Source organism: Rhodovarius crocodyli, from assembly GCF_004005855.1.
GTDB classification, from domain to species: Bacteria; Pseudomonadota; Alphaproteobacteria; order Acetobacterales; family Acetobacteraceae; genus Rhodovarius; species Rhodovarius crocodyli.
In genome coordinates this window covers 142138-164058 of sequence record NZ_SACL01000001.1, presented here as the reverse complement: position 1 = coordinate 164058, position 21921 = coordinate 142138, and the positions used below count along the sequence as shown (strand labels likewise).

General features: G+C 68.6%; 22 protein-coding genes, 1 tRNA gene and 1 other RNA gene. 15 read left to right on the top strand and 9 right to left on the bottom strand.

Features of this window, described 5'->3' with window-relative positions; genetic code table 11:
* The first annotated feature begins 20 nt into the window (after nucleotides 1–20).
* Together rnpB and EOD42_RS00750 are read left to right on the top strand one after the other, a co-directional pair.
* Nucleotides 21–408, top strand: an RNA gene (gene rnpB, locus EOD42_RS00755) — RNase P RNA component class A.
* A 38-nt stretch (nucleotides 409–446) separates the two neighbouring features.
* A tRNA-Ser gene (locus EOD42_RS00750) sits at nucleotides 447–537 on the top strand.
* A gap of 302 nt (nucleotides 538–839) precedes the next feature.
* Here EOD42_RS00750 and EOD42_RS25735 read toward each other — a convergent pair.
* The gene (locus EOD42_RS25735) at nucleotides 840–998 is read right to left on the bottom strand and encodes a hypothetical protein (protein WP_164867719.1); all 159 of its coding nucleotides are present in this window, start codon (nucleotides 996–998) and stop codon (nucleotides 840–842) included.
* Between the two features lie 34 nt (nucleotides 999–1032).
* Complete coding sequence (locus EOD42_RS00745) at nucleotides 1033–1743, bottom strand: ATP-binding protein (RefSeq protein ID WP_127785147.1); 711 nt, start codon at nucleotides 1741–1743, stop codon at nucleotides 1033–1035.
* Between the two features lie 103 nt (nucleotides 1744–1846).
* Between EOD42_RS00745 and EOD42_RS00740 the strand changes: the two genes are divergently transcribed.
* Nucleotides 1847–2662, top strand: a complete 816-nt coding sequence (locus tag EOD42_RS00740; protein WP_240654736.1) for a DUF6502 family protein — start codon at nucleotides 1847–1849, stop codon at nucleotides 2660–2662.
* Between the two features lie 14 nt (nucleotides 2663–2676).
* A complete protein-coding gene (locus EOD42_RS00735) occupies nucleotides 2677–3900 on the top strand; it encodes a DUF5666 domain-containing protein (RefSeq protein WP_127785146.1) in 1224 nt (407 codons plus the stop codon).
* A 93-nt stretch (nucleotides 3901–3993) separates the two neighbouring features.
* On the opposite strand, the gene EOD42_RS00730 is transcribed toward EOD42_RS00735, so the two are convergent.
* The 3 genes from EOD42_RS00730 to EOD42_RS00720 are packed head-to-tail and all read right to left on the bottom strand — an operon-like array spanning nucleotide 3994 to nucleotide 6730.
* Nucleotides 3994–4722: an ABC transporter ATP-binding protein gene (locus tag EOD42_RS00730; RefSeq protein ID WP_127785145.1), complete on the bottom strand. Its 729-nt coding sequence runs from the start codon at nucleotides 4720–4722 to the stop codon at nucleotides 3994–3996.
* Nucleotides 4723–4739: 17 nt separating this feature from the next.
* On the bottom strand, nucleotides 4740–5561 hold the full coding sequence (locus tag EOD42_RS00725) for an ABC transporter permease (RefSeq protein WP_127785144.1): 822 nt from the start codon (nucleotides 5559–5561) through the stop codon (nucleotides 4740–4742).
* A complete protein-coding gene (locus EOD42_RS00720; RefSeq protein WP_127785143.1) occupies nucleotides 5561–6730 on the bottom strand; it encodes a hypothetical protein in 1170 nt (389 codons plus the stop codon). Before EOD42_RS00720 ends, EOD42_RS00725 begins: the two co-directional genes overlap by 1 nt.
* A 661-nt stretch (nucleotides 6731–7391) precedes the next feature.
* Here EOD42_RS00720 and EOD42_RS00715 point away from each other — a divergent pair.
* The 6 genes from EOD42_RS00715 to EOD42_RS26460 are packed head-to-tail and all read left to right on the top strand — an operon-like array spanning nucleotide 7392 to nucleotide 12106.
* Entirely contained in the window at nucleotides 7392–8489 is a 1098-nt protein-coding gene (locus EOD42_RS00715; RefSeq protein ID WP_127785142.1) for an LLM class flavin-dependent oxidoreductase, read from the top strand.
* Between the two features lie 10 nt (nucleotides 8490–8499).
* On the top strand, nucleotides 8500–9075 hold the full coding sequence (locus EOD42_RS00710) for a peroxidase-related enzyme (protein WP_127785141.1): 576 nt from the start codon (nucleotides 8500–8502) through the stop codon (nucleotides 9073–9075).
* 50 nt (nucleotides 9076–9125) lie between these two features.
* Complete coding sequence (locus EOD42_RS00705) at nucleotides 9126–10184, top strand: ABC transporter substrate-binding protein (RefSeq protein WP_127785140.1); 1059 nt, start codon at nucleotides 9126–9128, stop codon at nucleotides 10182–10184.
* Nucleotides 10181–11185 (top strand): ABC transporter permease, encoded by a 1005-nt coding sequence (locus tag EOD42_RS00700; protein WP_127785139.1) that lies wholly within the window; start codon nucleotides 10181–10183, stop codon nucleotides 11183–11185. Before EOD42_RS00705 ends, EOD42_RS00700 begins: the two co-directional genes overlap by 4 nt.
* Complete coding sequence (locus EOD42_RS00695) at nucleotides 11179–11988, top strand: ABC transporter ATP-binding protein (RefSeq protein ID WP_127785138.1); 810 nt, start codon at nucleotides 11179–11181, stop codon at nucleotides 11986–11988. Before EOD42_RS00700 ends, EOD42_RS00695 begins: the two co-directional genes overlap by 7 nt.
* Nucleotides 11975–12106 carry a hypothetical protein gene (locus EOD42_RS26460; protein ID WP_276318116.1) on the top strand — a complete coding sequence of 44 codons (132 nt, stop codon included), beginning with the start codon at nucleotides 11975–11977 and terminating at the stop codon, nucleotides 12104–12106. The genes EOD42_RS00695 and EOD42_RS26460 overlap by 14 nt, the downstream gene beginning before the upstream one ends.
* Nucleotides 12107–12143: 37 nt before the next feature.
* Here EOD42_RS26460 and EOD42_RS00690 read toward each other — a convergent pair whose 3' ends face one another.
* Genes EOD42_RS00690 through EOD42_RS00675 form a run of 4 tightly spaced genes read right to left on the bottom strand, consistent with a single transcriptional unit; the run spans nucleotide 12144 to nucleotide 16636 of the window.
* Nucleotides 12144–12719, bottom strand: coding sequence for a dimethylsulfonioproprionate lyase family protein (locus EOD42_RS00690; protein WP_127785137.1), 576 nt, complete (start codon nucleotides 12717–12719; stop codon nucleotides 12144–12146).
* A complete protein-coding gene (locus EOD42_RS00685; protein WP_127785136.1) occupies nucleotides 12716–13657 on the bottom strand; it encodes a hypothetical protein in 942 nt (313 codons plus the stop codon). Before EOD42_RS00685 ends, EOD42_RS00690 begins: the two co-directional genes overlap by 4 nt.
* A 52-nt stretch (nucleotides 13658–13709) precedes the next feature.
* Complete coding sequence (locus tag EOD42_RS00680; protein WP_206020209.1) at nucleotides 13710–15317, bottom strand: carboxylesterase/lipase family protein; 1608 nt, start codon at nucleotides 15315–15317, stop codon at nucleotides 13710–13712.
* Between the two features lie 5 nt (nucleotides 15318–15322).
* Complete coding sequence (locus EOD42_RS00675; protein ID WP_127785134.1) at nucleotides 15323–16636, bottom strand: O-acetylhomoserine aminocarboxypropyltransferase/cysteine synthase family protein; 1314 nt, start codon at nucleotides 16634–16636, stop codon at nucleotides 15323–15325.
* 257 nt (nucleotides 16637–16893) lie between these two features.
* Between EOD42_RS00675 and EOD42_RS00670 the strand changes: the two genes are divergently transcribed.
* From EOD42_RS00670 to EOD42_RS00655, 5 genes are all read left to right on the top strand, one after another.
* Nucleotides 16894–18477 (top strand): ABC transporter substrate-binding protein, encoded by a 1584-nt coding sequence (locus EOD42_RS00670; RefSeq protein ID WP_164867718.1) that lies wholly within the window; start codon nucleotides 16894–16896, stop codon nucleotides 18475–18477.
* Nucleotides 18474–18629, top strand: a complete 156-nt coding sequence (locus EOD42_RS25730; protein ID WP_164867717.1) for a hypothetical protein — start codon at nucleotides 18474–18476, stop codon at nucleotides 18627–18629. Before EOD42_RS00670 ends, EOD42_RS25730 begins: the two co-directional genes overlap by 4 nt.
* A 71-nt stretch (nucleotides 18630–18700) precedes the next feature.
* A complete protein-coding gene (locus tag EOD42_RS00665) occupies nucleotides 18701–19168 on the top strand; it encodes a hypothetical protein (RefSeq protein WP_127785132.1) in 468 nt (155 codons plus the stop codon).
* Nucleotides 19165–19980, top strand: a complete 816-nt coding sequence (locus tag EOD42_RS00660) for a sugar phosphate isomerase/epimerase family protein (RefSeq protein WP_127785131.1) — start codon at nucleotides 19165–19167, stop codon at nucleotides 19978–19980. The genes EOD42_RS00665 and EOD42_RS00660 overlap by 4 nt, the downstream gene beginning before the upstream one ends.
* Nucleotides 19981–20535: 555 nt before the next feature.
* Nucleotides 20536–21891: an LLM class flavin-dependent oxidoreductase gene (locus tag EOD42_RS00655; protein ID WP_127785130.1), complete on the top strand. Its 1356-nt coding sequence runs from the start codon at nucleotides 20536–20538 to the stop codon at nucleotides 21889–21891.
* Nucleotides 21892–21921 lie beyond the last annotated feature (30 nt).

Below are 21921 nucleotides of genomic sequence, written 5' to 3'. Positions count from 1 at the left end.
CTGGCGCCTATTGCGGCCCGCCAGGCGGCCGGGTGACCGCTGGCCCGGGAGTGATCCCGGGCTGGAGGAAAGTCCGGGCTCCACGGATAGACGGTGCCGGTTAACGACCGGCGGGGTGGCCTTCGGGCTGCTTCAGGGACAGTGCCACAGAAAGCAAACCGCCCGGGTCCGCCCGGGTCAGGGTGAAAGGGTGCGGTAAGAGCGCACCGCGCTGCCGGCAACGGCGGCGGCAAGGCAAACCCCACCGGGAGCAAGGCCGAATAGGGGCAGCCGTGCGCAAGCACAGGGGTATCCGCCCCGCTGCCCGGGTTGGCCGCGTGAGGTGTGTCGCGAGACACATCCCAGAGGAATGGTCATCCATGTGGGTTATCCACAGGACAGAACCCGGCTTACAGGCCGCCTGGCGCTTGTGCTGTTCCGCAACTCGCCCTAAGAGGGCGTCCGCCGGACAGGTGGCCGAGTGGTCGAAGGCGCGCGCCTGGAAAGTGCGTATACGTCAAAAGCGTATCGTGGGTTCGAATCCCACCCTGTCCGCCAGCGATATCTTCTTGGAAATGCTAAGTTTTCAGGTTTGTGCGTGTCGCTGAAGGCCGCCGGACATCCGCGGATTTTCGGATATCGTCTTAGTCGTGAGGCCTGATCGAGGCTGTCTTTGGCCCCAGAGGCCACGAGAGCCGCTACGCTTTTTACGAGAGCGGAGTGCAGACACGCGCCCTGACTGCGCGAGGACGGCTGAGGCGGATTGGTCCGCGGATATTGTTCAGCCGACCATGAAAGATGTCGGCACCGCAGCGTGCGCGATGCCGTTTGGCACGGTGATGGTTGGATCGGTGGGTGCGCTAGCTCATCCCGAGATGCTGTCGCTGCTCCTTCCAACACGGCGGCAGCCGGCTGTTCTCCAGCAGGCGCTTGGCCGTTAGCTCCATCGGCTGCCGGCCCTCGACGATCGCCTTGACGATGTCCGGCGCGAGCCAAGCCAATCGCACGACCCGCGTCACTCAGGATCAGCGATGGGCGGGCAGCGCTGCTCGATCAGGGGTGATCGGGATCGTCACCTTCGTCGCGCCGGTTCGGCAGAACCATCTCCGCGCGCGTGCCATAGCGAATTCGTTGCACGCTGCTGGTTCCGCCATGCTGTTCGGCGAGTGCCTGCGTCAGCCCCAAGCCGTCCCCTTCCTCGCAAGCGGCACAGAAGCCCCAGCCGTCATCCTCAACAGTCAGCCGCGTTTCGGAGATGCCGACGATGAGGCGGACTGTGATCCGACCGACCATGCGTTCATGCAGCCCGTGCTTAATGGCATTGCCCAGCATCTCACTGGTGCCGCGCAGCAGGGTCTCGCGTAGATGCGCCGGGCACTCTCCGTCCAACTTCAAGTCCAGGTGTATGACCTGGTCCGGATCGCCAAGCAGTTCGATCGTCCCCGCACAAATGGAATTCATTCGCTCGTGCATCGAGCGCGGTGAACTGACGATGCCGAAAAGTGCGTCGGAAAGCGAGACACTCAATGTAATACGTCGCGCTAGGTCGCGCAGCAGTCTGTCATTCGCTGAGGAACGATGGGCGTCATCGATCAAGACTATTTCAGCGAGTACCCGCTGCAGCGTGTTCTTCGTGTGATGACGCAACAGACGCAAAGCTAGTTCGGCGTCGAGGTAAGGCTCGGCCTTTTGCTCCCTACCAGGCAGGGAGGCACGCAATGCATTCATCGGAACGATGGAAGCCGGAAGGGGTATCAACGGCATGGCTCCGTGGGGTGTGCGGCACGTATACGGGGGAAAATTTCCCACGTAAAGATCGCGTGGGCGTTTTCCCCACGTGGCGTTCGTGATAAGAGCTATCCCCGACGTGATCGATCTGCCTTCTCCTCCGCCTCCAGGTGCCCTCCTCCATGCGCTGCGGCGGCCGTTGCGTCCGCTGCTGCGCCTGCTTATCCGGGCGGGCGTGACCTTTCCCGTCTTTGCCGAGATGTTGCGCGGCCTTTATGTCGAGACGGCTGCGAGGGATCTATCATCCGACGGCGGCCCGCCCACCGACAGTCGCCTGGCACTCCTTACAGGCGTTCATCGAAAGGAGATCCGGCGCCTGCGCGAGGAACCCGCGCCGGTCGACGACGCTCCTCCGGCCGTGGTCACCCTTAACAGCCAGCTCATCTCTCGCTGGCTCGGCCTGCCAGAGAACACCAACCAGGCCGGCGACCCGCTTCCTCTGTCCCGGGCGGCTTTCGATGCGCTCGTGGTCTCCGTGACAACCGATGTGCGTCCGCGTTCCGTGCTCGACAGCTGGCTGGCACAGGGTATCGCGACGCTGGACGTCGATGAACACATCAGACTGAATGTCGCGGCCTTCATCCCGCGTGAGGGGCAGGAGGCACGGCTGTTCTATCTGGCGCGCAACCTGCATGACCACATGGCTGCGGCAGCCGCCAATGTGTCGGCCGAGGGCACGCCTCCCTTCCTGGAACGCAGCCTGCACTATGACGGCCTCTCGCCGGAAGCGGCACAGAAGCTGGAAGCCGCCGGCCGCGCGGCGGCGCAGCAGTTGCTGGTGGAATTGAACCGCCTGGCCCTTTCCCTGGTGGAAGGCCAGGCGACGACACCAGGCGCACCGACCGTCAGGACCAATCTCGGCGTCTATCTCTACCGGGAGGAAGAGACGCCGTGAGAGCAGCCCGGCTGTTGAGCGTCCTCCTCCTGCTCGCCAATGCCTGCACGGAGCGCGCGCCCCAGGCGCCCTTGGCTGACAACGGCGTTTGCCGCATCGGCCCCGATGGCGGCCCCCCGGAACGGAGCGCCTCCGGTGATCGGGGGATCGGCGGCACCGGTATCGGCCTGGCCGATGGCGGCGATGGAGACCGAGGCATCGGCGGGACCGGTATCGTCGGCGTGGTCACCGGCTTCGCCAGCATTTGCGTCAACGGCCTGCATGTCACCTACGACCCGGCCCTTCCGGTGCTCTTCGGTGACGTCCCGGGGTCGCCCGCCGCACTGCGCGTGGGCCAGGTCGTGGTCATCGCGGCCGGCGGTCAGGAGGGCGCACTCCGGGCGCGCCGGGTGACCGTGCGCTACGAAGTCTCGGGCCCTGTGGAGGCGCTCGAGCCTGGCGCGCTGTGGGTGGCGGGTCAGCGCGTGGTGGTGGGGGCGGCCTTGCCTGGCGGCGGCGACTGGAGTGTGGGCGACGTCGTGCTGGTCAGCGGTTTGCGCACGCCGGCCGGCGTTCTCGTCGCCTCGCGCATCGATCGTCGCCCGCCGGCAGCGGCCGGCACAGTCACGATACATGGCATCCTCAGCTGGCGTGACGGCGTACCCGTCCTGGGCAACCTGCCGATCCGCGTCGGGCCCGGCTTCCCGCTGCCCGGCCCCGGGCCGGTGATCGCCTCCGGCCGCCTGGAGAACGGTGTCCTGGTTCCGGTGTCCGTTGAGCCGGACGTCCTGCTGCGCGACCCGACGGCCTGGTTCGGCCCCGGGTTCGGCCGCTTTCTCTACCAGGGCTATTTCAACGTCCATGCGGGCATGGTGACACTTGGGCCGGCAATGCACGCGAGAGCGCCGGCCGGGCTCGCTCCCTTCGGTACCCGGCGTGGTGTCGTGGAATTAAGGTCTGGGCCGGCCGGCTTGGCCGCGTCCAGGTTGAGCGAGGCCACCGGCGCGACACCGACGGATCGTCCGCTGGGCGGGCAGGCGCCGGTGCCGGGCGCCTTTCGTGGACAGAGAGGGGAGCCCGCTCCCGTGCCAAACCGGAGCCTCGAACGGGGCTCGATGCCAGCCGGAGAGACGAGCGGGCGCGGCACCGGAAACTCCCCGGGCGACCGGCCGGGTGGCGCACGTCTCCTGGACTCGAGTGAACGCCCGCAGCAGCCAGGCAGCTTCCGGGGTGGCGCACCGCCGGATGGTCGGAGATGAGGCGCCAATCCGACTGCTCTGCGAACTGTCGCGGCGCTTGAGCGGCATGACCGGGCCGCTCAATCTCACGCCCGCCGTCAAGCTCGTGCTGGGCTAGCCGCCGTCAGGCAGGATTTTCGCCACAGGGCCGTCTGCCACGATTGCGCCGCCTTCCAGCCGGATGACCCGCGTGCACCATTTCCGCACAATGGTCATGTCGTGCGTGGCGATCACCAGGATCTCCGATCCCGTCACCAGCCGCGTCAGCCGTTCCTCCGCGCGCGCCATGAAGTCCGCGTCCCCCGCCAGGAACCACTCGTCCATCAGCAGGATATCGGGCGCCATGGCCGTCGCGAGCGCGAAGCCCAGCCGCACCCCCATCCCGCTGGAGTAGCCGCGGACGGGGAGGTCGATGAATTCGCCCAGCCCGGCGAAGTCCACGATCTCCGTCGCCAGCCGGCTTGCCGCCATCTCGGTCATGCCGCGATAGAGCCCACGCAGCACGATATTTTCCCGACCCGTCAGCAAGGGGTCCATGCCCGCCAAGGCGTCGATGAGTGAGCCGACCTCGCCTTCCAGGATCAGCCTCCCCGCCACTGGTTCGTAGATTCCGGCGAGCGTCCGCAGCAGCGTGGATTTGCCCGCTCCGTTGGGCCCGATCAGCGCCACCCGCTCGCCGCGCTCGATGCGGAAGGACAGCCCTCTCAATGCGGCCACCACCACACGGCTGTCCTCGGCCTTGAGGCGCCCATGCCCGGCGAGCAACCGCTTCTTCAGCGAGCGTGCGTTGTGATGATAGAGTGGGAACTCGATCGCGAGCCCCTCGGCCTCGATATGCGTCATGCCCAAGGGAAGATTCCTTACACCCAGAAAGCCACGCGGCCGCGAAAGCGCGTGAAGAATGCCTGGGCCACGGCCCAGAGCAGGAGGCTGTAGAGCAGCGCGGATGCCCAGACGGTCGCGGAGGCGCCGGTTCCCACCAACGGCCCGCGGATGGTCTCCATCACCGCGAAGAACGGGTTGAGCGGAAGCCAGGCGGCCCAGCCGCGCACCAGTTCCGGCTTCCACATCACGGGCGTGACGAAGAAGGCCAGCTGCATGACCGAGGCCACGATGGGCGGGATGTCACGGAAGCGCGCGCAGACCATCCCGAGCAGCAGCGAAGCCCAGAAAGCATCCACCGCCAGCAAAGCAAGGCCAGGCACCGCCGCCAGCGTTCCCCACCCAGGCGTGATGCCGAAGACCAGAAAGACCAGCAGAATGAGCGGCAGGTTGTGCGCCGCCATCAGCGCGCCCCGCAGCACGGCCCGGAGCGCCTGCACGCTGTAAGGCAGCGGCATCTGCCTGAGGATTCCCTCGACGGAAGTCAGTGTCGTGCAGGCCTCTGCGGTAATCTGGGCCAGCATGTTCCAGACGATCAGGCTGGCCGCCAGCCAGGGCAGGTACTCGACGACGGGCAAGCGGAAGAGCTTGGCGTACAGAAAGCCCAGTGCCATCAGCATCACCGCCGTGGAGACCGTCATCCAGAGCGGCCCCAGGACAGAGCCCCGGTAGCGGTGCATGATGTCGCCCCGCGCCAGCGCCCAGGCCAGGCGCCAACGGGCGAACCCTTCGAGCAGGTCCTCATGACTCCGGGCGCGCCGTTTCGGCGTGGCCGCGTCGTACATGCGCAAGCGGCTCATCAGATCACCCCGATGTCATAGCGCGCGCGTTGAATGCCGCGCAGTTGGCTGCCTCTGCCCCGCCGGCGGAAACCCGCCATCACTTCATCCAGCCGGTCCTCGAGCCCGCTGCGCCGCATGCTCCACTCGAGCTCCGTCAGGCTGTAGCGGTCGCGCCAGATCAGGTCGCGCTTCAGAAGCCGGATCCCCAGCAACCGGGCGTAGAGGAAAGGCGCGCAATGGGGCGGGGAGCGCTTCTGGCACAGCGCGACGACCTCCATGATCAGAGAGGCCTTGGCTGCCTCACGGCTGGGCCCCTGGACCGACGCCTGCTTGACCAGCGGCCTGAGGGCATCCCAGTCGGTCCGGAGTTCCTCGGTCGCATCGCCCCGAAGGGCCAGCAGCTCCGTGGGTTCCATGGATACCAAGGCCTGGGCCAGCGCCACGCCGGAGGCAATCACCTCGAAGGACCGCCCGGCGCGGAGCAGGCAGCGCGAAAGCCCGATCTCCCCGCGCAAGATGCACCAACGTCGGTTTGAGATGGGCAAATACTGTTGCCAGAACCTTTGCACGGCGGCACTGCGCAGAAGGGAGGCGGAAACAGAGAACAGAAAAGACTGGAAGTGGAACTGATATTCCCTGTTCTCGAAGGTCGATATGACATCGGCGCCCGCCTGGGCTGGCAGAAGCTTGTCCAAGAGTTGATCAAGCCCTCCCGGATAGTAGACGACACTGTCATTGGCGAAAAGAACGCGCTGTGGGTCCTCCCGATTCATGAGGTAGTCATAGCCGTCCTGGAAGCCACCGAAGTCGAAGCCCTGGTTGTCCCGCCTCAGCAGCACTGCGCAGCGGTCGAGCATGTGGTCCGCGATCGCATCCTGGGGGAGGGCGTTGGCGACCAGGAGAACGTTGGTGCCTTGCCGGGCCAGCGCATCGAGCAGCACATCGAGAAACCAGGGCCAATCCTCGGCCTGCCATACGACGAGCAGGGCCCAGTTTCGGCCCGCATGCCGCAGGCGTCCTTCCGTCAGGTCTCGGACATGCGACCGTCGCCGAACGCTCAGGCGCAGCCGCTGCCAGGTCACCGGCAGGAGATAGAAGGCAACCAGGATGATGGCGCGCCTGGCCATGTACAGAAGCCGCCAGGCCCAGGCCAGCAGGCCCAAGGTGGCGCGGTTTGAGTTTGTCATGCCGCAGTTTCCAAGCGTTTGCGATGGAACACCGGTAGGTGGGAAAATTTCCCACGTAAAGTGACGAAGTGTTATCCAGGGGCGGCTATCCGTCGCCGCGCAAAAAGATCCTGCTGCACGTGCCACTTCGATAACGAGGCGTCTGACACAAAGTCCGGCGATCAGCGTTTGTCCGGCCCCTGTTGCAGCGCCATTGGCACCCTTCGGACTGTTCCGGCACCACGCCGGTGAAATCCTGCGTGACCGGGTCCGGTCACACTCCCGCTTCCTTGCCATCGCTAAGCGGCTCAACGCCCTTCGACGTGGGGGGGGCTGGCAGCCTGCACCGAGGCGTCATCGAAGATTCCGCACAAAATTTTCGTAAATCTACGAATTACCCCTTGCCGCTATCGTTAAATACAACAATCATGATCGTTGAATACGATTTCATCATTCTAGATTCGTTGATTAACCAAGGGGCACGCCATGGGCACCACGCACGCTGCGCCGGCATCCGCCGCGCTGCCGCCGACACGCTTCGCTGGCTGGCACCGCGCCGGCGTCCAGCCATGAGGGCATTCCCCCACCCCCGTCAGACGACGCGCCGCCGCGTGCAGGGACCGTGTCGGCGCTTCAGGCGCTGAATCCACTTCCCCATCCCACGCATCCGGAACGCCACGCCATGAGCATTCACATCACGGGCATGATCTGGGCCCGCCCGACCTCTGATCTCGACGCGCCCTCGGGCCCTGCCTTCCAGCCCGATTTCATCGAGCGCATCACCCTGGCGCATGAGGTCGGCGGCTTCGACCGCGTCCTCGCGGGCTACTGGACAAATGCCGCCGACGGCTTCCTGGTGCTGGCCCAGGCGGCGGCGGCCGCGAAGCGCATCCATTTCCTGCTGGCGCACCGGCCGGGCTTCGTCTCGCCGACCCTCGCCGCACGCAAACTCGCGACGCTGGACCACCTGACGCGCGGCCGCCTCGCGCTGCACGTCATCACCGGCGGCGAGGACATCGACCAGCGCAAGGATGGCGATCACGCCGATCACGCCGCGCGCTATCGCCGCACCGATGAGTTCCTGACCGTGCTGCGCCAGACCTGGACCTCTGACCGGCCCTTCGATCACCAGGGCGAGTTCTACGACATCCGCCAGGCCTGGTCGGACATCCGGCCGTTCCAGCCCGGCGGCATTCCGGTGTTCTTCGGCGGCGCCTCGGACAGTGCGGTCCAGGTGGCCGCGAAGCATGCCGATGTCTATGCCTTCTTCGGCGAGCCCCTGGCCGAGACCCGGGCCGCCGTGGAGCGCGTGCGGGCGGGCGTGGGCGGGCGGGAGATCGCCTTCTCCTGGTCCAACCGCCCCATCATCGCGGCCACCGAAAAGCAGGCCTGGGAGAAGGCGCACCATTACCGGGAACGCGCGATCGCCAAGCTGAAGGCGGCCGGCGATGCGGGGCTGATCCCGGCCGGGCAGGCCATCAACTCGCAACGCCTCGTCAGTCTGGCCCAGCGCGCCGACGTGCATGACGAGCGGCTCTGGACCGCCCTCGCCGGCGTGCTGGGCGGGCGCGGCAACAGCACCGCGCTGGTCGGCACGCCGGAACAGGTGGCGCGCGCCATGCTGCGCTACCGGCAGATCGGCATCTCCCACTACATCCTGCGCGGCTGGGACCCGCTGCCCGACGTGACGCAATACGGGCGGGAGTTGCTGCCGCTGCTGCACGAACTGGCCGACGCGCAGGATCGCGGGCGCGTCTCCGTCGCCACCGCCGCCGAGTGAGGCCACCCGCATGGCAACGAAACAGTCCCCCATCTCCTGGCTGACGGTGAAGGCCCCGCGCCTGTCGGCCGAGGTCCAGGCCCTGCTCGACCGCACGAAGGAGAAGCTGGGTTACATCCGCAACGGCCAGACGGCCTTGCTGGCCCGCCCCGAGCTGGTGCTGGGCCAGGACGCACTGAGCCGCGCCGCCAACCAGAACCCGGCAAGCGGCCTCACCCGGAAGGAGAAGGAGCTGATCGCCCTGGTGGTCAGCACCGAGAACCGCTGCCAGCCCTGCATCTTCGGCCATGCCGCCGCCCTGCGGGAGATCACGGGCGACGCGCTGTGGGTCGGCAGGGTGGAGGCCAATTTCCGTCACGCCGGCCTGTCGCCGCGCGAACGGGCGCTGGCCGACTACGCGCTGCGGATCACCCGCGCGCCGGGCGAGATCGAGCCCGGCGACCTGGAGCCCCTGCGCCAGGCCGGCCTCAAGGATGGCGACATTCTCGATGCCGCGGCCATCGCCGCCTACTTCAATTTCAGCAACCGCATCAACAGCGCCATCGGCGTGGTGCCCAACGCTGAAGCCTTCGCCGCGCATCGATGATGCGCCGCCCCCCAAGCCGCACAAACCGACCATCCGGAAAGACTGAACCCATGTCCGAACCCAACCGTCCGCGCCGCCGCGGCCTGCTTGTCGCCACTGCGGCGCTCGCCACCGCGCCGATCATCCACGCGGTCGCCCAGCACGACCACAGCGCCCATGCCGGGCACAGCGCGGCCCCGCCCGCCAACCGCGCTGCCCCCCTGCCGGAGCGCGTGAAGCTGAAGCTGACCTGGAATGCCACGGCGCTCTGCACTTCCCCCATCGCGGTGGCAGAGCGGGAAGGCATCTTCAGCCGCTACAACCTGGATGTGGAGCTGATCAATTTCGGCGCCTCCACCGAGGCGCTGCTGGAGGCCATCGCCACCGGCCATGCCGATGCGGGTGTCGGCATGGCGCTGCGCTGGCTGAAGCCGCTGGAACAGGGCTTCGACGTGCGCATCACCGCCGGCACCCATGGCGGCTGCATGCGGCTGCTGGCCGCCAAGAACACCGGCATCACCGAGGATCTGGCCAGCCTGCGCGGCAAGACCATCGCCGTGACGGACATGGCCGCGCCGGACAAGAACTTCTTCTCCATCCTGCTGGCGCGCCACGGCGTGAACCCCGAGCGCGACGTGACCTGGAAGGTGTTCCCCGCCAATGTCTTCGAGCTGGCGCTGAGCCGGGGCGAGGTGCAGGCCATCGCCTTGGGTGACCCCCTGGCCTGGCAGTTCCGCAAGCGGCTGGACCTGGTGGAGATCTCCACCAACCTCAGCGAGGACTATGCCAACCGCGCCTGCTGCGTGCTGGGCGTGCGCGGCAGCCTCATCCGCAGCAACCGCCCGGTGGCGGCCGCCCTCAGCCAGGCGCTGGTCGATGCGCAGAACCTGGTGGCCGGCAATCACGAGCTCGCGGCCCGCACCTTCGCCGCCTATGCGCCGGGCAATGTCTCGGTCGCCGAGATGCGCGAGATCATGGAATCCCACACCCATGGCCACAGCCCGGTGGGCCGCCAGCTGCGCGAGGAGCTGCAGGCCTACATCACCGACCTGAAGCGCATCAACGTGATCCGCGCCAACACCGATCCCTCCCGCATGGCGGACCGCATCACCGCGGATGTGTTTGCATGAGCGGCGCGGTCGACATCGCCGGCGAGGCGCATCCCGCGCTTCGCTGGCCCGGGCTGTGGTGGCCGGGCATCCTGGCCGCCATCACCTGGGCGGCGGCCGCGGCCGTCACCCAAGGCCTGCCGGACCAGGTGGACATCATCGAATGGACGCAGACCGGCAATGTCGCGATCGCCCAGGCGGCGCTGGCCGGGCTGTTCCTGGTGCTGGGCCTCACCGCCCGTCTGCTGCCCGCCCTGCATCGGCGGGTGGTGCCGCTCGGGCCCTGGCTGGTGGTGCTGGGCGCGGCGCTGGCCGGCTGGCAGTTGCTGACGGCGAAATTCTCCGTCCTGCCCATGCCGTTCTTCGTGCCGCCGCAGCAGCTGGTCGAGGTCTATCAGGACGACTGGCGGCGGCTGGCCGAAAGCGTGCTGGCCTCGCTCTGGCTGCTCGCGCGCGGCTATGCGCTGGGGGCGGCCGTGGGCTTCGTGGTGGGTGTCGGGCTCGGCTGGTCGAAGCACTTCGGCTATTGGGCGCACCCGCTGATGCGGCTGGTCGGGCCGCTGCCGGCCACCGCCTGGCTGCCGCTGGCCTTCTTCCTGTTTCCGTCCTCTGCCAGTGCCAGCACCTTCCTGATCGCGCTCGCCACCGGCTTCCCGGTCGCGGTGCTCACCTGGTCGGGCGTCGCCTCGGTCGACCCGGATTTCTATGACGTGGCGCGCACGCTGGGGGCGAAGCCGCGCTTCCTGGTGCTGAAGGTCGCGATCCCGGCCGCCCTGCCGCATGTGTTCGTGGGGCTGTTCATGGGCCTCGGCGCCAGCTTCGCCGTGCTGGTGGTGGCGGAGATGCTGGGCGTCCGCTCGGGCCTCGGCTGGTACCTCAGCTGGGCGCAGGGCTGGGCGGCCTACGGCAACATGTACGCGGCGCTGCTGGTGATGGCGCTGATGTGCTCGGGCCTGATCACCCTGCTGTTCAAGCTGCGTGACCGCCTGCTGTCCTGGCAGAAGGGAGTGGTGAAATGGTGAATGCCGATCTGCTGACCGCGCCGCCGCCGGCGGAAACCCCGCTGCCCGGCGTCGCGCTCGACCTGCGCCACATCAGCCACGAATACAGGCTGAAGGGCGAGCCCCTGCCGGTGCTGGACGACGTGTCGCTGACCGCCGTGCCTGGCGAGTTCGTGGCGCTCCTCGGCCCCTCCGGCTGCGGCAAGTCCACCCTGCTGCGGCTGGTGGCGGGGCTGGAGCCCCCCACCGCCGGCGAGCTGCTGGTGGACGACGCGCCCGTGACCGGCCCCGATCCCTCGCGCGTTGTCGTGTTCCAGGACCCCACCCTCTATCCCTGGCGCACGGTGTGGCGGAACGCGGCGCTGGGGCTGGAGGCGCGCGGGTTGCTGCGCCAGCAGAAGCACCGCGTGGACGAGGCGCTGGCGGTGGTGGGCCTGGACGGCTTCGCCAGCGCCTTTCCGCACCAGCTGTCGGGCGGCATGGCACAGCGCGCGGCGCTCGCCCGCGCGCTGGTGAACGAGCCGCGCCTGCTGATCCTGGACGAACCGCTAGGCAAGCTCGACAGCCTGACGCGCATCGCCATGCAGGGGGAACTCGTGCGGCTGTGGCAGGCCAAGGGCTTCACCACCCTGCTGGTCACGCATGACGTGGAGGAGGCGTTGCTGCTGGCCACCCGCGTGGTGGTGTTCAGCCCCCGCCCGGCCCGCATCCGGGCGGAGATCAAGGTCGATCTGCCCTATCCGCGCCACCGCGACGACCCGAAGCTGGTGGAGTTGCGGCGCGACGTGCTCGGGCTGCTGGGTGTCGGCGATGCGACGCAGTGACCTGGTGGGCGGCGTGCTGCTGACGGTGCTGCTGGGCGCCAGCGGGCTGGTGCTGGCGCACCAGCGATTGGGCAATGCCTGGCTGGAAGACACGATCTGCCGGGCGCTCGGCAGGTGAACGTGGCGGGTTCCGGGGGAGAACTCCCCCGGGGCTGTCATGCCACGAAGCGCGACGCCGTACCGATATCCCCGGTCCAGCTGTAGATCGCCAGCATGGGCTGGGCGAGCGTGCGGGTCGCATGCGGCACGCCGGAGGGATGCAGGATGAAATCCCCCGGCACGCGCCGGCGCAGGATATCCCCCGCCGTCCACAGTGCCGTGCCCGACACCACATGATACAGCTCCACCGCCGGATGCAGATGCAACGGATAGTCGGTCTCCGGCGCCAGCAGCAGATAGCCCAGACTGAGCGCCCCGTGGCGCAGCGGAGCCTGCCCGCCGATCACCTGGGTCCAGGCCAGCCCCTGTTCCAGCGCCGCCCGCGCGGGGGATGGCGGGTAGCTGTAGCGCCAGGCGAGCGGGCCGGTCAGCGCCTCCAGCCCCTCGATGCCCCTCAGCGCGGCGGGCAGGTGGCGCGTCACGGGATGGTCCTGCGGCGGGGGCGGCTCCACTTCCTCGGCCTGGCCGATCAGTGCGCCGACGCGGCGGATTTCCTCGGCCACTGCGCCGCCCTGATCGAGCCCTGCCTGCAGCCTGTTCCACGCCCAGTCGGCGAGTTGGCGCGCGCTCATGCGGCCTCCGACAGCAGCGCCACGACGGCATGGCCAACGGCCTCACCGGCGCGGTGGGCGGCCAATGCCTCGGTGGCGGTCAGGCTATGGGGCTTGAGGTCCTGCTCGATGGCCAGGGCGGCGGCACCCGCCTCCTCCGGCGCCAGCCCGGCGAAGGCCGCGCGCAGGGTGTCGGCGCGGTAGAAGTGGAAGGGGCCGAGCCCCTCGCGCTCCATGGCGATGTAGCCGGGGATGTACTCCTCGGGCGCGGCCTGCTTCTTCCAGCCATAGGTCAGCAGCCGCCCGCGATAGCCTGCGGCCTCGGCCAGCGCGGCGAAGCTGTCGAGCGGGATGCGCGCCCCGATGGTGGACAGCACCGCGCCGCCGGGGTTCAGCAACGGCCGCACCTGGCGCAGCGCCAGGTAATGCAGCACCAGCAGCCGGTCCTTCAGCAAGGGCGGCACCTCCTCCGCGCGCGGGGCCAGGAAGCCCGCGACGGTCTGCCCTCGGGCCAGTTGACCGGCATCCGCGACGGGCGTGTTGGGCAGGTTCTCGTACACCAGGTCGAAGCGTAGCCCGCTATCGGCCAGCGGCGCCACCAGATCGCCGGTGCGCGCGGTCAGGGGCACGGTCACGCCGGGGGCCAGGTTGGCCACGAAGTTCAGCGCGGCGGCCTGGACGATGTCCTCGAAGATGTCGGTGACGGCGACCTGTTCCGCGCCGAGGATCTCCACCGCACCCAGCCCGCAGCCGGTGCCGATGGACAGGAAGCTGCGGCGCGGCCCCGTGCGCGCCAGGATACGGAAAGCCGGCGTGGCGACGGAGGCGAGCCAGTCGGCCTCCGGTTCCTCCGGCGTGGGCGCGAAGCAGTGCTCGGAGAGGTGGATGTCGAGTTGGGCGCGGATGCGCGCGGGCTGCTCCAGGCCGAAATATCGGCGGGCGTCGATCGGCAGGGTCATGGATTGATCCGGCAGGAAAGGCAGGGCGGGCGGGCCGCCCTGCCGGGATGGTTCAGTCGCGGATGAAGGTGACGGGGTCGCTGTACTCGAAGGGTTTCAGCGCGCCGATCAGTTCGCGCGGGCGCGCCAGCGTGTCCTTCGCCACCCGCCATTCGCCGCCCAGCAGCGCCGTGTTCCGGTCGGCCGCGGAATAGGGCCGCCAGTCCGCGACGGCCTCGCTCTGCGGCCTGCCGGTGCGGGCAAAGCCGGCCCAGATGGCACCCAGCCGGTCACGGATGCGCGGTGCCTCCGGGCTGCCGGCCACCAACGCCTGGGCGGCGTCCAACGTGCCGAAGACGAAGGGCACCTCGCCCGTGTGCGGGGAACCCAGCGCCCCCTGCCGGGCGGGCGAGACCCAGTTGAACTCGTAGGCATAGGTGGGCGCGCCGCCGGCGGCGTGGCGGTCGGCCACCAGCGCAGTCGGCAGGCGGTAGTTTTGGTCGCTCGCCACGCGGATCAGCAACTGGCTCGGCGTCGCCTCCGGGTACAGGTCACGGTAGCCCGCGATCACCCGGTCGGTCGCGGCCTCGTCTAGGCGCAGGAAGCGCTGGATGCGCGCCCGGGCGCGCGCGGCATCGAGCGTGAAATTGCCCGGATCGCCGGCCAGGAAGAAGGTGGCCTCCGTCTCCGTCCAACCGATCAGCACGGGTACGTCGCGCGCGGTGTCGGCGGCGGCAGGCTCATACGGGTGCTGGGTGAAGACACGGCCGTCCAGCACCGGGCGGAACTCGGCGGGCCCCACCTTGCCCAGGGCGGCCAGCAGCCGGTCGACAGGCACGTCGCGCAGGCGGCTGGCCTCGTGCGCCGTCAGGCCCAGCTCCGTCAGCACCGCATGCGCGGCGCGCGCCGCGTTCTCCGGCGTGGCCAGGCGCCAGGCGCCGGAGGCGCTCTGCACGATGGCGCGGTGGAACAGCCCCTTTGCGGCAGGGGTGGCCAACAGCGCCGTCACCTTTGCCGCCCCGCCGGACTGGCCGAAGATGGTGACATTGCCCGGATCACCGCCGAAACGCTCGATGTTGTCCCGCACCCAGCGCAGCGCCGCGATCTGGTCCAGCACGCCCAGATTGCCGGCCTCGGGCGAGAGGCCGTCCTGGGGCTCGCCGGTGAAGAAATGCCCGAACAGGTTCAGCCGGTGGTTGATGGAAACCACCACCACATCCTGCGCGCGGGCCAGATGAGAGCCATCGAAGCCAGGCGCGGAGCCCGTGCCGGAGGAGAAGGCACCACCGTGCAGCCACAGCAGCACGGGCCGGCGCCGGTCATCCGTGGCCGGAGTGAACAGGGAGAGGCTGAGCGCGTCCTCGCCCTGCGGCAGGTCGGCCCAGTACCAGGCGAATTCCGGCACGCCGGGGCCGCGCAGCTGCGGGGCATTGCGGCCGTATTCCGTGGCCTCCCGCACGCCGGCCCAGCGGGGCGCGGCCTGTGGCGGCAGGAAGCGGTGGGCGCCCGCGGTGGTGTCGGCATAGGGGATGCCCTTGAACACCGCCACACCCTCGCCCGCGATGCCGCGCAGCCGGCCGGAGGTGGTCTCCACCACCGGCGCGCGGTGCCCGGCATGGGCCAGGGCCGCACCGGGAATGAGGGGCAGCGCCAGGCCGCCCAGCAGGGAACGTCGCTGCATGGCCATCACTCTGCCGCCTGGGCCGCCGCCTGGCGCAGCGTGGACGCGTCCAGCGCCTGGGTCAGGTCGGCCAGGATGTCGTCGATATGCTCGATGCCGACGGAAAGCCGTACATAGCCCGGGGTCACGCCCGTGGCCTTCTGCTCCTCGGGCGTCAGCTGGGAATGGGTCGTGCTGGCGGGGTGGATCGCCAGGCTGCGTGAATCCCCGATGTTGGCGACGTGGTAGAACAGCTGCAGCGCATCGATGAAGCGCCGGCCGGCATCGGCGCCGCCCGCCAGCTCGAAGCCCAGCAGCCCGCCATGGCCGTTCTTCAGGTATTTCGCGCTGCGCGCGGCGGCCTCGCCCTGGTGATGCGCGGCATGGATCACGCGCGTCACCTCGGGGCGCTTCGCCAGGAACTCGGCCACGGCGCCGGCGTTGCGGCTGTGCTCGCGGATGCGCAGCGGCAGCGTCTCCAGCCCCTGCAGGAACAGGAAGGCGCTGTGCGGGCTGAGGGCCGCGCCCAGGTCGCGCAGCAGCGTGGTGCGAGCCTTCAGGATATAGGCGATGGGGCCGTGGGGTTTCGCGGCCTCGACCCAGACCGCGCCGTGATAGGACCGGTCAGCCCGGTGCAGCAGCGGCTGGCGGGCGGGATGGGCTTCCCAGTCGAAATTGCCGCCATCGACGATGATGCCGCCGATGCTGTTGCCGTGCCCGCCGATGTATTTCGTCAGCGAATGCACGACCACCGCGGCGCCATGCTCGAAGGGGCGGATCAGCAGCGGGGCCGCGGTGTTGTCCACGATCAGCGGAATACCCAGCGGCCGGCCGATAGCCGCGACCTCCGCGATCGGAAACGCCTCCAGCTTCGGGTTCGGCAGGGATTCCGCATAGTAGGCGCGGGTGCGGTCATCGGTGGCGCGGCGGAAATTCTCGGGGTCCGCCGGGTCCACGAAGCGGACCTCGATTCCCTGGTCCTTCAGCGTGTTGGCGAACAGGTTCCAGGTGCCGCCATACAGGTCGGTCGACGCCACGATGTTATCGCCGGCCGCCGCCAGGTTCTGCACGGCATAGGCCGAGGCCGCCTGGCCGGAAGCCACCGCCAGGGCTGCCACGCCGCCCTCCAGCGCCGCCACGCGCTGTTCCAGCACGTCCACGGTCGGGTTGTTCACGCGGGTGTAGATGTTGCCGTGCTGCTCCAGCGCGAACAGCCGGCTGGCATGGGCCGTGTCGTCGAACTGATAGGAGCTGGTCTGGTAGATCGGCACCGCCACGGCATTGGTGGCGGGATCACGCCGCCAACCGGCGTGCAGGGCCAGGGTTTCGGGGTGGGACATCTGTGTTCTCCGGGGTCTGGTTGCGTGGTCGGGAAGGCCTTGCTCAGGCCCCGGTACAGGACGGGCGGCGCGGCTGACGGAGGGCGGCGCAAGCGGGAATGGGCGGCATGGCGGTTCTCCTGCGGCGGCATTGCCGGGGGATGATGCAGCGCAGCGTATTTGGCGATTATGAAACGTGCAATATTGATCTAGCGATATTTTTGCGTGTTAATGCTGCGCCGCGTCATTTTATCCCGAATTCGGACTGTGAGATTCCAATGCATCGTCGACATGTTTTCGGCCTGGCCGCCGGCCTTTCAGGCTGCGCCTTGGCCGGCCCCGCCCTGGCCCAGGACCGGCGCGCCACCACCCTTCGCTTCGTGCCCAACGGCAGCGGGCTGGCCACGCCGGATCCGGTCTGGACCACGGGGGCCGTGGTCGGCGTCCATGCCCAGCTGATCTACGACGTGCTGTACGGCTACGATCAGCGCGGCCTGCCGCAGCCGCAGATGGTGGCGGGCCATCAGGTGAGCGACGATGGCCGCCGCTGGGTGCTGACCCTGCGCGAGGGCCTGTTCTTCCACGATGGCGAGCCCGTCCGCGCGGCGGACGCCGTGCAGTCGCTGGCGCGCTGGAGCCGACGCGACACCTTCGGCCAAGTGCTCTATGCCCAGGTGGAGGAAGTGCGCGCGCTGGACGACCGCCGCCTGGAATTCCGCCTGAAGAAGCCCTTCCCGCTGCTGCCGGCAGCGCTGGCGCAGAATGCCTTCATCATGCCGGAGCGGGTGGCCCGCACCGACCCGTTCCAGCAGATCACCGACTACACCGGCAGCGGCCCCTGGCGCTTCCTGCGCGACGAATGGGTGGTGGGCGCCGGCTCCGCCTATGCGCGCTTCGACCGTTATGTCCCGCGCCAGGAGCCCTCGGACGGCCACGCCGGCGGCAAGGTGGCCCACTTCGAGCGCGTGGAATGGCGCGTGCTGCCCGATGCCTCGACCGCCATCGGCGCCTTGCAGAACAATGAGGTGGACTGGGTCGAGCGGCCGCTGTTCGACCTGCTGCCGCGCATCCGGCGCATCCGCAACGTGAAGCTCGACGTGTTCAACACGCTGGGGCGGATCGGGCTGGTGCAGCTGAACCACCTCTACCCGCCCTTCGACAACCCCGAGATCCGCCGCGCGGCGCTGGCCGCGATCAGCCAGGACGACATGATGGCCGCGATCGTCGGTGACGAGGCGGCGCTGGGCAAGACCGGGGTCGGCTACTTCACCGAGGGCAGCCCCTATGCCAGCCGCGAGGGGCTGGGCGGCCTGTTCACCGGCAACCGCGACATCCCCGCCCTCAAGGAACGGGTGCGTCGCGCCGGCTATCGCGGCGAGAAGGTGCGGCTGCTTTCCCCGGCCGACATGGACGTGATCAAGGCGATCTCCGATGTGGCGGCCGCCACCTTCCAGTCCATCGGGCTGGATGTGGAGTATATCAGCATGGACTTCGGGTCGGTGCTGACGCGCCGCGCCAACCGCAACCCGCCCGACCAGGGCGGCTGGAACGCCCATACCACCACCTGGACCGGGCTTGGCATGCTGAGCCCCGCGACCAACACCCCGCTGCGCGCCAATGGGCCGCAGGCCTGGTCCGGCTGGCCAGACCTGCCGGAGCTGGAGAAGCTGCGCCAGGAATGGTTCGACGCGCCGGACCTGGCCACGCAGCAGGCGGTGGCGCGTGGGATCCAGCGCGCGGCGGTGGATGGCGTGCCCTATCTGCCGGTCGGCCAGTGGCAGGAACCCACCGCGCTGCGGGCGGATCTGACCGGGCTGCCCAAGGCCAGCCTGGCCGCGTTCTGGAACCTGCGCCGCGCGTGAGCACGGAACCGGACACCGGCCGGCCGGTGCTGCTGGTGGGGGCGCTGCTGCTGGCGGGCGGGCTTGCCCGGCCGCCGGGCTGCTTCAGTTCCAGCACGATGCTGCGGTTGTTGCGGATCAGCGCCAGGAAGATGGCGCTTTCGCCCCGATGAAATCGGGGCCGAGCGTCCGGGCGATGTCGCCCGAGGGCGGTAAGCAATCCTCAGGCGCGGATGAGGCGGTCGTGCCTGAGCGCGACGGGCTTCATCCCTACGGGCTCCACCGGCTGGAGCTGGAGGATTTCGTGCTTGCGCATTTCCCGAATGCGGTGGTGATGCGGCTGCCTGCGCTGTTTGGACCCGGGCTGCGGAAGAACGCGCTGTTTGACCTTCTGAACGACAACATGCTGGAAGCGATCAATCCCGCCGCCGCGTTCCAATGGTATCCGGTTCCGCGCCTGCCGCAGGATATCGTGACCGCTGAGAACAGCGGGCTGAGCCTGGTGCACCTGGCTACCGAACCCGTGGTGACGGGGGAGATTGTCAGCAGCTTCTTCCCGGATAAGGCCGTGGGCCCCGCCAAGGCGGTGCCTGCCTATGATCTCCATACGCGGCATGCGGCACTGTTCGGCGGCCAGGGCTCCTACATCATGGACAAGGCAGCGGTGATGCAGCAGATCGGCCAGTTCGTCTCGGCCGAGCGCGCCCGATGACCGCTGTGCGGGTGTCGCTGTCCAATCTGGCCTGGCCCGCGGAGGACATGGTCGAGGCGTTGGGTCTTCTGCGGCAGGGTGGTGCCACGGGTGTCGAGGTCGCCCCCACGCGCATTGCCCCCTGGGACGAGCTGCGACCGGAAGCCCTGACGGCCTATCGCCATACGCTGCAGGAACACGGGCTTGCCCCGTCATCCCTGCAGGCGATTTTCTTTGGTGCCCCCGAGGCCCAGCTGCTGGGTGACGAGACCGGCTTCGAGGCGATGCAGCGGCATCTGCGCAAGGTCGGCGTGGCCAGCCGTGCGTTGCAGGCGCCTGTCTGCGTCTTCGGTGCCCCCAGGAACCGCAACCGGCACCAGCTGGCCCCGGAGCGGGCGATGGAGCTGGCCGTGCAGCGCCTGGGCATCCTTGCTTCGCTGGCTGCGGATGAGGGGCTGTTGCTGGCCATGGAGCCGGTTCCCGCAGCCTATAATTCGGACTTCCTGATGACCTGGGAAGAAGTCGTCCAACTGGTGCGCGCGGTCGATCATCACGCGGTCCGGCTCCATCTCGATACGGCCTGCGTCACGCTGGGCGGCGGCAGCATTGCCGATGCCATAAGGCAGGGTGCGGGCCTGCTGGCGCATTTTCACGCCGCGCAGCCGCAGCTGACGGATTTCGGCGCGCCGCTGCCGGCGCATGCCCAGGCCGGTGCCGCGCTGAAGGACATCGCCTATGCGGGCTGGGTATGCATCGAGATGCTGCAGCAGCCCGATTGGCGGCAGGCGATCCAGGGTGCGCTCAGCACCGTCGCGGCGGCCTATGCGCGATAGGATGAGCAGTCGATAGCGCGCGCCCGTCGTTGCGCAGCGGCGACGGGATACGCCACTGCCCTGTTCGGGCAGGCGCCTTACCATCCCCCCCCCCCTGAACTCGGTCCGCGTGACATGAGAGGATCGGCGCCGGCTGAACCACGACAGCGCCCGGGCAGCCGTCGCCGAGGGGCGCATCCTGTCCCTGGCCGAGATCCTGGAGCGGTTGCAGCCGCAGCGCGACGCCAGGAACATCGCGGCGCGCTGATCTATGAGATGCCTGCCGCCGATGCGCACGGACGCCTCGTCGAGATCGAGGTGGACGCCGCCAGCGGCCGCATCCTGCGGATGGGGAACTGATGCGCCTGTTGCTGGCCGAGGATGAGCAGCGCATCGCGGACCATGTGGCCCAGGCACTGCGCGGCGCGGGCTTGCTGGAGCCGTCGCACGGAATGCCCGCGGCCGGGCGCTGAGCGGGCGGGACGGGACCATGGGCATCGGAGAGGAGGGGGCCAACAAGCCCCTTCCATTCCATCGTGGGAAGTATACTTTATTTGATATTCGTGAGGAGCGCCCATGACCAAGCCTGCCCGCACCGACCTGAAGCTCGGCCTTGCCATGGTCTCGAACGGCACCCACGCGGCCGGCTGGCGCCTGCCGGGCGCCCAGCCCGATGCCGGCATCGACTTCGCCTTGTGGAAGCGCATGGCGCAGCAGGCCGAAGCAGCGAAGTTCCACTTCATCTTCCTGGCGGACGGCCAGGCGGTGCGCACCAACGCGAAGGACGACGAGGCCCTGAGCTACAGCGGCCGCATCGACCAGTTCGAGCCGCTGACGGTGATCTCGGCCCTGGCGGCGGTCACGGAGCGCATCGGCTTCGTGGCAACGGCCTCGACCAGCTACAACGAGCCCTTCACCATCGCCCGCAAATACGCCTCGCTGGACTACATCAGCGGCGGGCGCGTGGGCTGGAACGTCGTCACCTCCTGGTCCGAGGCGGAAGCGAAGAACTTCTCGCGCGAGAAGCACTTCGACCATGATTTCCGCTATCGCCGCGCCGAGGAATTCGTCGATGTGGTGACGGGCCTGTGGGACAGCTGGGAGGACGACGCCTTCCTGCGCGACCAGGCGGGCGGCCGCTATTTCGACCCCGCCAAGATGCATGTGCTGAACCACAAGGGTGAGTTCTTCTCGGTGAAGGGGCCGCTGAACAGCGCGCGGCCCCCGCAGGGCTACCCGGTGATCGCCCAGGCGGGCTCCTCGGAGCCTGGGCAGGAACTGGCGGCCCGCACGGCCGACCTCGTCTATACCGCGCAGCGCGACTTCGCCTCGGCCAAGGCCTTCTATGACAGCGTGAAGGGCAGGGCGGCGAAGTATGGCCGCTCACCCGACGACATGCTGGTGATGCCGGGCGGGCTGATCGTGGTGGGCGAGAGCGACCAGCAGGCGCAGGACCGGCTGGGAGAGCTGGAGGCGCTGATCCACCCGGTGCATGGCCTGTCGGTGCTGGCGAACCTGTTCGGGGACCTGTCGGGCTATCCGCTGGATGAACCCCTGCCGGACATCGTGCTGAACGGGCCGATCAAGTCCATCGCCTCCACCATGGCCAGGCAGGCGAAGGAGAAGGGCATGACCATCCGTCAGCTCTACACCTTCCTCTCGGGCGGGGCGGCGCATCAGCAGATCGTGGGCTCGCCCGCGCGGATCGCGGACCACATGCAGGAATGGTTCGAGGGCCGCGCCTGCGACGGCTTCAACCTGATGATCCCCTATTACCCCGATGGGCTGACCGAGGTGATCGACCTGCTGCTGCCGGAGCTGCGCCGGCGCGGCCTGTTCCGTGACGAATACACCGGCCGGACCCTGCGGGAGAATCTGGGCCTGGCGCGCCCCGCGCATGGGGCCGCGCGAATGCGGGTTGCTGGCGCTTAATTATCAAGTATACTTCATCACAAGCAAGCC

Bases quoted from the DNA above. Each gene is read 5' to 3' on its own strand.
- EOD42_RS00695 (WP_127785138.1), top strand. From the start codon at position 11,179: ATGGTGAATGCCGATCTGCTGACCGCGCCGCCGCCGGCGGAAACCCCG.
- EOD42_RS00730 (WP_127785145.1), bottom strand. From the start codon at position 4,722: ATGACGCATATCGAGGCCGAGGGGCTCGCGATCGAGTTCCCACTCTAT.
- EOD42_RS00705 (WP_127785140.1), top strand. From the start codon at position 9,126: ATGTCCGAACCCAACCGTCCGCGCCGCCGCGGCCTGCTTGTCGCCACT.
- EOD42_RS00720 (WP_127785143.1), bottom strand. From the start codon at position 6,730: ATGACAAACTCAAACCGCGCCACCTTGGGCCTGCTGGCCTGGGCCTGG.
- EOD42_RS00715 (WP_127785142.1), top strand. From the start codon at position 7,392: ATGAGCATTCACATCACGGGCATGATCTGGGCCCGCCCGACCTCTGAT.
- EOD42_RS00675 (WP_127785134.1), bottom strand. From the start codon at position 16,636: ATGTCCCACCCCGAAACCCTGGCCCTGCACGCCGGTTGGCGGCGTGAT.
- EOD42_RS00660 (WP_127785131.1), top strand. From the start codon at position 19,165: ATGACCGCTGTGCGGGTGTCGCTGTCCAATCTGGCCTGGCCCGCGGAG.
- EOD42_RS00710 (WP_127785141.1), top strand. From the start codon at position 8,500: ATGGCAACGAAACAGTCCCCCATCTCCTGGCTGACGGTGAAGGCCCCG.
- EOD42_RS00655 (WP_127785130.1), top strand. From the start codon at position 20,536: ATGACCAAGCCTGCCCGCACCGACCTGAAGCTCGGCCTTGCCATGGTC.
- EOD42_RS00670 (WP_164867718.1), top strand. From the start codon at position 16,894: ATGCATCGTCGACATGTTTTCGGCCTGGCCGCCGGCCTTTCAGGCTGC.
- EOD42_RS26460 (WP_276318116.1), top strand. From the start codon at position 11,975: ATGCGACGCAGTGACCTGGTGGGCGGCGTGCTGCTGACGGTGCTGCTG.
- EOD42_RS00680 (WP_206020209.1), bottom strand. From the start codon at position 15,317: ATGCAGCGACGTTCCCTGCTGGGCGGCCTGGCGCTGCCCCTCATTCCC.
- EOD42_RS00745 (WP_127785147.1), bottom strand. From the start codon at position 1,743: ATGCCGTTGATACCCCTTCCGGCTTCCATCGTTCCGATGAATGCATTG.
- EOD42_RS00700 (WP_127785139.1), top strand. From the start codon at position 10,181: ATGAGCGGCGCGGTCGACATCGCCGGCGAGGCGCATCCCGCGCTTCGC.
- EOD42_RS00725 (WP_127785144.1), bottom strand. From the start codon at position 5,561: ATGAGCCGCTTGCGCATGTACGACGCGGCCACGCCGAAACGGCGCGCC.
- EOD42_RS00685 (WP_127785136.1), bottom strand. From the start codon at position 13,657: ATGACCCTGCCGATCGACGCCCGCCGATATTTCGGCCTGGAGCAGCCC.
- EOD42_RS00690 (WP_127785137.1), bottom strand. From the start codon at position 12,719: ATGAGCGCGCGCCAACTCGCCGACTGGGCGTGGAACAGGCTGCAGGCA.